Annotated in this window: 10 protein-coding genes and 1 pseudogene; 4 read left to right on the top strand and 7 right to left on the bottom strand. The window is 70.5% G+C overall.

The window, feature by feature from the left end; genetic code table 11:
* The 4 genes and pseudogenes from IZR01_RS43675 to IZR01_RS43660 form a co-directional block, all read right to left on the bottom strand.
* Positions 1 to 472 (bottom strand): annotated as a pseudogene (locus IZR01_RS43675) (hypothetical protein); the annotation flags it as partial.
* Positions 473 to 474: 2 nt separating this feature from the next.
* Positions 475 to 783: a type VII secretion target gene (locus IZR01_RS43670; RefSeq protein WP_194898507.1), complete on the bottom strand. Its 309-nt coding sequence runs from the start codon at positions 781 to 783 to the stop codon at positions 475 to 477.
* Positions 784 to 964: 181 nt separating this feature from the next.
* Positions 965 to 2,029, bottom strand: a complete 1,065-nt coding sequence (locus IZR01_RS43665) for a quinone oxidoreductase family protein (RefSeq protein WP_194927258.1) — start codon at positions 2,027 to 2,029, stop codon at positions 965 to 967.
* Positions 2,030 to 2,124: 95 nt separating this feature from the next.
* Positions 2,125 to 3,165: an epoxide hydrolase family protein gene (locus IZR01_RS43660; RefSeq protein ID WP_194898509.1), complete on the bottom strand. Its 1,041-nt coding sequence runs from the start codon at positions 3,163 to 3,165 to the stop codon at positions 2,125 to 2,127.
* Positions 3,166 to 3,203: 38 nt separating this feature from the next.
* Between IZR01_RS43660 and IZR01_RS43655 the strand changes: the two genes are divergently transcribed.
* The gene (locus IZR01_RS43655) at positions 3,204 to 3,764 is read left to right on the top strand and encodes a TetR/AcrR family transcriptional regulator (RefSeq protein WP_194927257.1); all 561 of its coding nucleotides are present in this window, start codon (positions 3,204 to 3,206) and stop codon (positions 3,762 to 3,764) included.
* Positions 3,765 to 3,786: 22 nt separating this feature from the next.
* On the opposite strand, the gene glpK (IZR01_RS43650) is transcribed toward IZR01_RS43655, so the two are convergent.
* Both glpK (IZR01_RS43650) and IZR01_RS43645 read right to left on the bottom strand, forming a co-directional pair.
* On the bottom strand, positions 3,787 to 5,307 hold the full coding sequence (gene glpK / locus IZR01_RS43650; RefSeq protein WP_194898511.1) for a glycerol kinase GlpK: 1,521 nt from the start codon (positions 5,305 to 5,307) through the stop codon (positions 3,787 to 3,789).
* 114 nt (positions 5,308 to 5,421) lie between these two features.
* Positions 5,422 to 6,189, bottom strand: coding sequence for an IclR family transcriptional regulator (locus tag IZR01_RS43645; protein WP_194898512.1), 768 nt, complete (start codon positions 6,187 to 6,189; stop codon positions 5,422 to 5,424).
* A 314-nt stretch (positions 6,190 to 6,503) separates the two neighbouring features.
* Here IZR01_RS43645 and IZR01_RS43640 point away from each other — a divergent pair, with 314 nt between their 5' ends.
* Genes IZR01_RS43640 through IZR01_RS43630 form a run of 3 tightly spaced genes read left to right on the top strand, consistent with a single transcriptional unit; the run spans position 6,504 to position 10,608 of the window.
* A complete protein-coding gene (locus tag IZR01_RS43640) occupies positions 6,504 to 7,331 on the top strand; it encodes an MIP/aquaporin family protein (RefSeq protein ID WP_194898513.1) in 828 nt (275 codons plus the stop codon).
* Positions 7,332 to 7,379: 48 nt separating this feature from the next.
* Positions 7,380 to 8,900, top strand: a complete 1,521-nt coding sequence (gene glpK / locus IZR01_RS43635; RefSeq protein ID WP_194927256.1) for a glycerol kinase GlpK — start codon at positions 7,380 to 7,382, stop codon at positions 8,898 to 8,900.
* Between the two features lie 55 nt (positions 8,901 to 8,955).
* The gene (locus tag IZR01_RS43630) at positions 8,956 to 10,608 is read left to right on the top strand and encodes a glycerol-3-phosphate dehydrogenase/oxidase (protein WP_194927259.1); all 1,653 of its coding nucleotides are present in this window, start codon (positions 8,956 to 8,958) and stop codon (positions 10,606 to 10,608) included.
* 65 nt (positions 10,609 to 10,673) lie between these two features.
* On the opposite strand, the gene IZR01_RS43625 is transcribed toward IZR01_RS43630, so the two are convergent.
* Positions 10,674 to 11,250 (bottom strand): MmyB family transcriptional regulator (locus IZR01_RS43625; RefSeq protein ID WP_438939667.1); only part of this gene is annotated, 577 nt, incomplete at its 5' end.

Raw genomic sequence — 11,250 nt, 5'->3', positions numbered from 1 at the left:
GGAACAGCTGGGTGATGCAAGATGGCAGAAACAGCTTGTCGACGATCATCGAGGTCAGCCGCGAACCGATGCCCTCGGCGGACAACTTGCTGTCCATCAGGGCTGCGGCGGCCTTCTTCTGCGCCAGGTTCAGGCTAGAGGCCCACTGCGTGCCCGACGGCCAGGCGATGTCGGCGGTCGGCGGCATGTCCCGGATGTCGGTGCCGAGCGCCGTCGCGGTCTCCTCGAACCGGGCCGCCACCTTCTCCAGCAGGTCGGAGGTGTCGCCGACCTTCTTGACGAACTCCTGGCCGGCCGGCGACTGCCAGCCCTTGCCGGTGTCCGACAGCGACTTCAAGCGCGCCATCTGGGCGTGGATGTTGTCCGTGGCGTCGCGCATCTGCTTGCCGAGCCCGGCCGGTGCGGTCGGGTCCCCCGGGACGAACTGGTTGACGGTCGCGCCGTCCCAGTCGAACGTGGTCCAGTCAGTCATGCTCAGCCCCCCGACTTCGTTTGCGACATCGCCTTCTCTATACAAGTGGCGAGATCGTGGTCCGTCTTGTCGTACGTCTGCGCGGCGTTGGACGCGATCTGCGAGAGCGTGTCCAGCTGGCTGTCGAGCTCGTCGCGCTTCTTGCTCCAGATGTCCGCCATGCCGTGCACCGCGTCGGCGACGGGACCTGAGCCCATCCCGCCGCGGTAGCCGTCGACGAACTTGGTCGCGTTGTCGACCTGATCCTTGATCCCCGACAATTGTTTGGCCAGGTCGGCGAGCATTCCCGTGTCGATGACCAGATCCGCCATGATCCCTCCCCGTGTGGAGCTCCGCTGCGGCTATGCAAGTTTTATTTCAGGTGTTGACTGGGGTTGACAAGTGGTGCGAGCCCCTTTGCCCCGCGCAGCCGGATTCACGCGTCCTGCGACCGTCCCGACCGAGCGATCGGGGCATCGTATTCCAGTTTTTCGGGGACCACTCCCCGTTCCATCAGGAATCCCCGAACCGTGCCGAGCCCGCGACGTCGAGCACCAGCTTGCCAGTGGTCGAACCGGACTCGATCCGCCGGTGCGTCTCGACGACCTGATCCAGCGGCACCGTCTCCACCTGGATCCGCAGCTCGCCCTCGCTCGCCGCCCGGGCGGCCCGGCGCAGCGCCTGCCCGGCGCGGTCGGGGTGGGCCGCGGCGTAGGCGGCGAGGTTGAAGCCTGAGACGGTCTTGTTGCTGAACCACAGCTCGTTGGCGGAGATCCCGACGTCCTGCGCGCCGGAGGCGTTGCCCATGACCACCAGGCGTCCCAGCGGCGCGAGCCGGTCCAGGCTGGCCTGCCGGGCCGGGCCGCCGACCATGTCGACCACGACGTCGAACTGCCCCGCGGTGTCGATCTCGTCGCGCAGGATCACCTCGTCATAGCCGAAGCCGAGCGCCACCTCGACTTTCGCCGCGCTGCCGACCGTCCCGACCACCCGGCCGGCGCCGAGCAGCCGCGCCACCTGGCCGAGCTGGCTGCCGACGCCGCCGGCCGCCGCGTGCACGAGCACGCTCTCGCCCGGGGCCAGGCGTGCGATCTGGTCCAGCACCAGGAACGCCGTGGTGCTGTTGGACGGCAGCGCGGCGGCGGTCGCGAGGTCCAGGCCCGTCCCGGTCGCCGGGTCCGAGCCCGTTCGGTCGCCTGTCCCGTCGCCTGTCCTGCCGGCCGTCCCGTCGGCCAGCGGCGCGACGAGCCGGGCGTCGGTGACCGCGACCTCGGCGTAGCCGCCGCTGTCGACGATCGTCAGCGCGGCCACCGGCTGCCCGACCGTGAACCCCTCGACCCCGGCCCCGACCGCGCGGATCCGCCCGGACACCTCGATGCCGGGCACGAACGGCAGTGGCACGTCCACGACACCCTGCCGGTACAACACCTCCGCGAAGTTGGCCCCGGCGTACGCCACGTCGATCGACACCTGCCCGGCGCCAGGCTCGGGCACCGCGATCGCCGCTTCCCGCAACACTTCCGCCGCCCCGAACTCGGGGATGACCACTGCCTTCATCTGCGTGCGCTCATTGCTCATGACGATCATTGTGGCAATGCGGCGCGCCGGGACAGGAGTGCCGGTTCATGCTGGGTCTGGCACCACCAGGCTCGCCCTTGTCTCAGAAGCCGAACTCAGCCGCCGAGCTCGACCGCGCGCCGCAGGTCCGCGACGAACGCCGCCGGCTGCTCCCAAGCCGCGAAGTGGCCGCCGGCCTGGTGTTCCACGAACTCGCGGATGTTCAGGAACGCCTCGGCGTAGCTGCGTGGCGCCGGCTTGATGTCGTGCGGGAACACCGAGAGCACCGTCGGCGTCTCGACCCGCTCGGGGAGCGCCGCGGGTTCCACGTACATGGCGAACGAGCTGCCGATCGTCCCGGTGGCCCAGTACGCGCTGACCCAGGTGAGCAACTCGTCCGTGGTGAACGCGCCTTCATCGGACCACGCCTGAAGCTTCTCCACGAGCCACGCCGCCAACCCGGCCGGCGAATCGCCGAGCGCGACGGCGAGCGTGTTCGGCCGCGTCGACTGCTCGGCGATGTAGCCGCCGTCAGTCTGGCGCCACTTCGCCGCCTGACTCACGTAGGCGGCCGCGTCCGGTGCGAGCTTGGCCGGGTCCGCCAGGAATCCGTGCTGCGGCGAGACGTTCGTCAAGTGCAGGCTGGCCACCCGGTCCGGATGGTCCGCCGCCAGGATCTCCGCGATGGCCGCGCCCACGTCGCCACCGGAGGGCGTGTACCGCGCGTAGCCGAGCTCGGCGAGCGCGTCGGCGACCATCCCGGCGATCCGGTTGGCCGACATGCCCGGAGCGGTGAGCGGGGCCGCGAACGGGAATCCCGGCAACGCGGGGACGACCACGTGCAGGTCGGTGAGCAGCGGCAGCACCCGCTGGTATCGCAGCACCGAGTCCGGCCAGCCGTGCAGCAGCACCACGACCGGGGCGTCAGGGTTCGTGGACCGCTGGTGGATCATCCGCAGTTCGGTGTCGCCGGTCTGTACCGTCACCCATGGCAGCGCACTGATTCGACGCTCGTGGACGTCCCAGTCGTAGCCGTCGGTCCAGCGGTCGAGTAGTTCATCCAGGCGCGCGGCGGTGATGCCGCGCGTTCCGTCAGCGCTCCACGGGATCGTGACACGTCGCGTCCGCCGGAGTCGTTCCCGCATCTCGTCGTCCATGTGTACGAGCATACACACCATTGTGTATGCTCGTACACATGACCTCGCGCAACGCCGCCGCGACCCGGCAACGGATCCTGGAACACGCCCGACCGCTGTTCGCCCAGCACGGCTTCGCCGCGGTCACGGTCAAGGGCGTCGCCGACGCGGCCGGGGTGTCGCCGAACCTCATCACCCGCTACTTCGGCGGCAAGGACGGCCTGTTCCTGGCCGCGACCCGGGTGGAGATCCCGGTCACCGACTCGGTCGACGGCGACCGCTCCGAGCTGGGCTCCCGCCTGGCGGCGAGCATCGTCCGGCGCTGGTTCGGCGCGCCGGGGGAGGACCCGCTGCTGGTCCTGCAACGGGCGTCCGGCGAGCGGCCCGAAGCCGCCGAAGCGCTGGCCGCCTTCCTGGATACGAACTCGTTGGGACCGCTGTACCACTCCCTGCGGGACAGCGGCCTGGACGACGCGGTCGCCCGAGAGCGCGCGGCAGCGATCGACGCCTTCGTACTCGGCGTCTCGACCCGGCGCCGCGTGCTGCGGTCCGAACTCGGCGACCCCGCCGAGCTCCAGGCCTGGCTGGCCGCCACCATCCAACGCCTCGCCGACGGGTGATCAGACCGACGAATCCGGCCGATCAGCCCGACGTGTCCGGCGCCGGCTGCAACCAGTCGAAAGTCCGCTCGACCGCCCGGTGCCAGTTCGCGTACTCGCTGTCCCGGCGCGCCGGATCCATCGACGGCGTCCACTGCGCCGCGCGGTGCCAGTTCCGGCGCAGCCCGTCCAGGTCCGGCCAGTATCCGACGGCCAGCCCCGCCGCGTACGCGGCCCCGAGCGACACCGTCTCGGCCACCATCGGCCGGACCACCGGCGCGGCGAGCACGTCGGCGATGAACTGCATCAGCAGGTTGTCGGAGGTCATCCCGCCGTCGACCTTCAGCGTGGTCAGGGCCAGCCCCGAGTCGGCGTTCATCGCGTCCACCACCTCGCGGGTCTGCCAGCCGGTCGCCTCCAGAACGGCCCGGGCCAGGTGGCCCTTGGTGATGTACGACGTCAGCCCGACGATGATGCCGCGCGCCTCGCTGCGCCAGTGCGGCGCGTAGAGCCCGGAGAAGGCCGGCACGATGTAGCAGCCGCCGTTGTCCTCGACCGAACGGGCCAAGGTCTCGATCTCCGGCGCGGTGCTGATCAGCCCGAGGCTGTCCCGGAACCACTGGACCAGCGAACCGGTCACCGCGATGGACCCTTCCAGGGCGTAGACCGCCGGTTCGGTCCCGATGCGGTACCCGACCGTGGTCAGCAGGCCGTGGGTCGAGTGCACCGGGGTGTCACCGGTGTTGAGCAGCAGGAAGCTCCCGGTGCCGTAGGTGCACTTGGCCTCGCCGCGGGCGAAGCAGGTCTGGCCGAACAGCGCCGCCTGCTGGTCGCCGAGGGCCGCGGCGATCCGGACGCCGGGCAGCGCGCGGTCGGCGGTCCCGTAGACCTCGGACGAGGACCGGATCTGCGGCAGCATCGCGGCCGGGACCCCGAAGAACTCCAGCAGTTCCGGGTCCCAATCCAGGGTCTTGATGTTCATCAGCATCGTGCGGCTGGCGTTGGTGACGTCGGTGACGTGAACCCCGCCGTCGACCCCGCCGGTCAGGTTCCAGATCAGCCAGCTCTCCATGGTGCCGAACAGCACCTCGCCGCGTTCGGCCCGCTCGCGCAGCCCCGGCGTGTGGTCGAGCATCCACCGAATGCGCGGCGCGGAGAAATAGGTGGCCAGCGGCAGGCCGGAGTGTTCCTGGACGATCGCCGCGTCCGGCCGGCGCGCGTACTCGGTGACCATCGCGTCGGTGCGGGTGTCCTGCCAGACGATGGCCCGGCCCAGCGGATGGCCGGTGTGACGGTCCCAGACCACGGTGGTCTCGCGTTGGTTGGCGATGCCGACCGCGGCCACCTGCGCGGCGCTCACCCCGACCTTGGCCAGCGCCTCGGGGGCCAGGTGCTCCAGGTTGCGCCAGATCTCGGCGGCGTCGTGCTCGACCCAGCCCGGCTTCGGGAAGTACTGCTTGTGCTCGCGCTGGGCCACCGAGACCAGCCGGCCGCCGCGGTCGAACAGGATGCAGCGGGTGGAGGTCGTGCCCTGATCGATCGACATCACGAAATGCGCGACCATTGGTGCGGCCTTTCGGTGGGAACGGGCGGCGAGAAATTTCTGGGGCGGAAGGGGAGTGTGGGGCGGCAGGGGTTCAAAGGTGGAAAGGAGCGCGGGCGCTGCCGCCGGTGCGGGTCACCAGCGTCCCGCGCCGAGATCCCGCGAGATCATCTGGGCCGCGTTCTGGACGAACTCGACCAGGGTCGGCTCGGGGTGGCCGCCGGAGGGGAACAGCCGGTCCACCGCGCCGGCGACGCTGATCGCGCCGACCACCAGTCCACCGTAGCCGCGGATCGGCGCGGCGATCGAGGCGTGGCCCAGCGTCGACTCCTCGGCCTCGGCGGCCCAGCCCTGCTCGCGGATCCGTGCGATCTCGCGGTTCAGGGCCGTCGGGGTGACCAGCGTACGCCGGGTGAGCTGCTCGGGGACCGACTCCCGCAGGGCCGCCGCGGCCTGCGTGTCGTAGGCCAGCAGCACCTTGCCCAGCGCGGTCGCGTGCAGCGGCTGTAGAGCCCCGACGACCAGGGCCTGAAGCGAGTCGTCGGGCCGGAACACGTGGTGCACGATGAGGACCTTGCCGTCCAGCAGCGTGCCGATCATCACCGCCTCCCCGCTGCGCGAGGCCAGGGCGTCGGCCCAGTTGATCGCCCGCGAGCGTAACTCGTTGATGTCCAGGTAGCTGGTCCCCAGGTGCAGCAGGGTGGCGCCGAGCTGGTACTTGCCGCTGGCCTTGTCCTGTTCGACGAACCCGACCCCCTGCAGGGTGCGCAGGATGCCGTGCGTGGTGCCCTTCGCCAAGCCCAGCGACGTGGCTATCTCGCCCACCCCGAGCCGCCCGGACCCCCGCGCCAACAACCGCAGGATCGCGGCGGCTCGTTCGATGGACTGCACCGGGCCTGGCATGGCGCCGATGATAGCTGGCCGAACCCTATTCGACTATGCCGAACAACGATCGGGTAACGGCCGAGAAGGTTCGGCAGGGCCGGCTGTCATCCGTCCTCAGGGCGAGTACAGAGCGTGTTTCCGGCATATGGCGTGACGGTAGCGCAGGCCATCGGGCCTGACCAGAGTTCGACAATGTCGCACGGCATAAGTTGACGCGGTGTTTCGGGAAACCGATTCTGGCGGTGAGCCCGTGACCGGAGTCACGCCCCCGGGGCGGGCCGCTGGCGGACCCCGGTCGCGGGTGTCCGAGAGGTCCTTTGCAAGGAGGAGACGTGGCAGAGCGGATCAGGGCACGGGGACTTCTGGGGGAGCTGGCGGCCGAGTTCGCCGGCACATTCATTCTCATCTTGTTCGGTGTGGGGGTGGTGGCGCAGGTCGTCGCCGCCGGCATCGGCAGCCATGACAGCATCGCCTGGGCCTGGGGCCTGGGCGTGACGCTCGGTGTGTACGTCTCGGCCAAGATCAGCGGCGGGCACCTGAACCCGGCGGTCACCGTGGCCCTGGCGGTCTTCGCCGGCTTCTCCTGGCGCAAGGTCGCGCCCTACGCGCTGGCCCAGACGCTCGGCGCGTTCGTCGCCGCGCTGATCGTGCGCTGGAACTACACCGAGGTGCTGGCCAAGTTCGACCCCGGGCACACGCTGAAGAGCCAGGGCGTCTTCTCCACCCTGCCCGGCAACGGCAGCCTGCCGGTGAGCATGTGGGGCGGGTTCCGGGACCAGGTGATCGGCACCGCGATCCTGCTGTTCCTGATCCTGGCGATCACCGACGCCCGCAACACCGCGCCGGCGGCGAACCTGGCGCCGGTGGTGATCGGCCTGCTCATCGTCGCGATCGGCATGGCCTGGGGCGCCGACGCCGGCTACGCGATCAACCCGGCGCGCGACTTCGGCCCGCGGCTGGCCTCGTTCTTCACCGGCTACGGGACGGCGTTCCGAGATCAATACGGCGATCTCTACTTCTGGGTGCCCATCGTCGGCCCGCTCATCGGCGGTGTGGTCGGTGCCGGGCTGTACCGCCTGATCATCACCAGGTTCCTGCCCGCCGAGTCGGAGGGCGCGGACATGCCCGACACCTCCAAGCCGTCGGAACAGACCTCCTGACCGGTCCCAGCAGACAACGGAACCTCAGCGCAGAAAGGCACCAGGAACATGGCTGAATACGTCGGCGCCGTCGACCAGGGCACCACGAGCACCCGGTTCATGATCTTCGACCACAGCGGCCTGGAGGTCGCCCGGCACCAGCTGGAGCACGAGCAGATCCTGCCGCGGGCCGGCTGGGTCGAGCACAACCCCACCGAGATCTGGGAGCGGACCCGGGCGGTCATCGAGACCGCGCTCAACAAGGCCGGTCTGCACGCCTCGGACCTGGTGGCCGTGGGCATCACCAACCAGCGCGAGACCACCCTGGTGTGGAACCGCCGCACCGGCCGCCCCTACTACAACGCGATCGTCTGGCAGGACACGCGCACCGACCGGATCGCGGCGGCGCTCGACGCGGACGAGCGCGGCCAGCTGATCCGGCGCAAGGCGGGTCTGCCGCCGGCCACCTACTTCGCCGGCGGCAAGCTCCAGTGGCTGCTGGAGAACGTCGAGGGCCTGCGCGCGGACGCCGAGGCCGGCGAGGCGCTGTTCGGCACCGTCGACTCCTGGATCATCTGGAACCTGACCGGCGGCATCGACGGCGGCCTGCACGTCACCGACGTCACCAACGCCAGCCGCACGATGCTGATGGATTTGCAGACCCTGGACTGGGACGAGGAACTGCTGTCGATCTTCAACGTGCCGCGCGCCATGCTGCCGCAGATCCGCCCCTCGTCCTCCAAGGACGGCTTCGGCGTCACCCGGGCCGACGGCCCGCTGCACGGCGTCGTGCCGCTGACCGGCGTGCTGGGCGACCAGCAGGCCGCGACCGTCGGCCAGGTCTGTTTCACCCCCGGCACCTGCAAGAACACTTACGGCACCGGTAACTTCCTACTGCTGAACACCGGCCAGGAGATCGTGCACTCGGAGAACGGGCTGCTGACCACGGTGGCCTACCAGTTCGGCCAGGAGAAGGCGGTCTACGCCCTGGAAGGCTCGATCGCGGTGACCGGCTCGGCCGTGCAGTGGCTGCGCGACCAGCTCGGCATCATCTCCGGGGCCGCGCAGAGCGAGTCGCTGGCCCGGCAGGTCGAGGACAACGGCGGGGTCTACTTCGTCCCGGCGTTCTCCGGTCTGTTCGCCCCCTACTGGCGCTCCGACGCCCGCGGTGCGATCGTCGGGCTCTCCCGTTTCAACACCAACGCGCACCTGGCCCGGGCCACCCTGGAATCGATCTGCTACCAGACCCGCGACGTGGTCGAGGCCATGGAGCAGGACTCCGGAGTGAAACTGGACGTGCTCCGGGTGGACGGCGGCGTGACCGCCAACGAGCTGGCCATGCAGATCCAGGCCGACGTGCTCGGCGTCCCGGTCTCCAAGCCGGTGGTCGCCGAGACCACGGCTCTGGGCGCGGCCTACGCCGCGGGCCTTGCGACCGGCTTCTGGGCCAACACCGACGAACTGGTCCGCAACTGGAACGAGGACCGGCGCTGGCTGCCGCAGTCCGACGAGGCCAGCCGGGCCAAGGGCTACCGCAACTGGAAGAAGGCGGTCGCCCGCACTCTCGACTGGATCGACTTCGAGGACTGACACTGTGCAATCGATTCCCCTCGGCCCGGCGCACCGCCTGGCCGCCCTTCAGCAGATGGCCGATGAAGAGTTCGACGTCCTGATCGTCGGCGGCGGCGTGGTCGGCGCCGGAGCCGCCCTGGACGCGGCGTCCCGGGGTCTGTCCGTGGCCCTGGTAGAAGCGCGGGACTGGGCCGCGGGGACCTCGAGCCGGTCCAGCAAACTGATCCACGGCGGGCTGCGCTACCTGGAGCAGCGCGACTTCGGTCTGGTCCGCGAGGCCCTGACCGAGCGCAGCCTGCTGCTCAACCGGATCGCGCCGCACCTGGTGCGGCCGGTCCCGTTCCTGCTGCCGCTCCGGCACCGGGTCTGGGAACGCGCCTACATCGGCGCCGGCGTTCTCCTGTACGACACCATGGGCGGGGCCCGCGCGCTGCCGCGGCACCGGCACCTGACCAAGAGCGCGGCTCTGCGTCAGGGCCCCGGCCTGAACCCGGACGCGATGGTCGGCGCGATCCAGTACTACGACGCGCAGGTCGACGACGCGCGCTTCACGATGGCGCTGGCCCGGACCGCCGCGCAGCACGGTGCGCAGGTCGCGACCCGGGCCCGCGTCACCGGCTTCCTGCGCGACGGCGGCCGGGTCACCGGCGCGGTCGTGCACGACCTGGAAGGCGACCGCAGTATCGAGATCCGGGCCCGCCGGGTGATCTGCGCGACCGGGGTCTGGACCGATGACGTGCGCGAACTGGCCAACGCCCCGGCGACGGTCACGGTGCGGGCGTCCAAGGGCGTCCACCTGGTCGTCCCGCGCGACCGCATCGAGCTCAAGACCGGGCTGATAGCCCGCACCGAGAAGAGCGTGCTGTTCATCATCCCGTGGGGCCGGCACTGGCTGATCGGCACCACCGACACGGCCTGGGACCTGGACCGCAACCACCCGGCGGCCAGCCGCGCGGACATCGAGTACCTGCTGGAACACGTCAACGCGGTCCTGAACGTGCCCCTGACGCCGGACGACATCGAAGGCGTCTACGTGGGACTGCGTCCCCTGGTGTCCGGCACCGCCGACGAGACCGCCAAGCTGTCCCGGGAGCACATCGTCACCTCGCCGGCGCCCGGCCTGACCTTCGTCACCGGCGGCAAGTTCACCACCTACCGGGTGATGGCCAAGGACGCGGTCGACGCCGCGGTCGCCGACCTCGGCGCGGACGTCCCGGCCTCGGTCACCGACCAGGTGACGGTCCTGGGCGCCGAACGCTTCGCGGCGCTGCGCAACGAACGCCGCCGGCTCGCCCAGCGCTCCGGACTGAACCCGGCGCGCGTGGAGCACCTGCTGTACCGGTACGGATCCTGCATCCACGAGCTCTTGGAACTCATCGACGCGGACCGGACGCTGGCCGAACCGATCGCCGGCGCGAGCGACTACCTGCGGGTCGAGGCCGTCTACGCGGCGTCCCACGAGGGCGCGCTGCACGTGGAGGACGTCCTGAACCGCCGCACCAGGATCGCCATCGAGGAGACCGACCGCGGCATCGAGGCGGCCTGCGAAGTGGCCGACCTCATCGCGCCGATCCTGGGCTGGACCCCGCAGACCACGCACCAGGAGGTCGAGCGCTACCTGGGCCAGGTCCAGGCCGAGCGCGAGGCGGAGTCGCGCAGCGACGACTCGGCGGCGGACGAGGTGCGGCGGGCGGCACCCGATCTGTTCGACGTGGTGGTGGGGTGACGATCGCAGGGTATTGACGTGTGAGCCTGAGCTTGCTGTGGTTCGGCAGGCTCAGGCTCGCCGCGTCAGTGCATGCCGCGATCCTCAGCTCTCGCCGCCGTCTCACTGCCCAGCAGCCGCAGCGCCGCCTCCGACGGCGAACCGGGCTCGGCGGTGTAGGTGATCAGGTGCTGACCCGAGCTGCCGGGGATGACTAGGTTCTCGAAGCTGAGCTCCATCATGCCGACCGTCGGGTGCCGCATCTGCTTCACACCGGAGGTACAGGTGCGCACCGGGTGCCGGGCCCACAGCGAGCTGAACTCGTCGCTGTTCATGGCGAGCTGCCCGATCAGCTCGGCCAGCGCCCGGTCGCCCGGGTGCCGGCCGGCGACCAGGCGGAGCGAGGCCACGGCCAGCTGCGCCTGGTCGTGCCAGTCCACATACAGCGCGCGGTACTGCTGGTCCAGGAACAGCATCCGGACCAGATTCGGGCGGCCGGCCGGGGTTCCGGGGCTGTCGGGGGCCAGGTGCCCGGCGAGCAGCGCGTGGCCCAGGGGGTTCCAGGCCAGCAGATCGTTGCGCCGGTCCAGGATGAGCGCCGGGACGTCGGTCATCGCCGCCAGCAGCTGGCGCGCCGAGGCGCTGGCGTGCACCTCCGGGGCC

The sequence above is a fragment of the Catenulispora pinisilvae genome (genome assembly GCF_015356865.1).
Taxonomy (GTDB): Bacteria; Actinomycetota; Actinomycetes; order Streptomycetales; family Catenulisporaceae; genus Catenulispora; species Catenulispora pinisilvae.
This window is presented reverse-complemented; position numbering and strand designations above follow the sequence as displayed.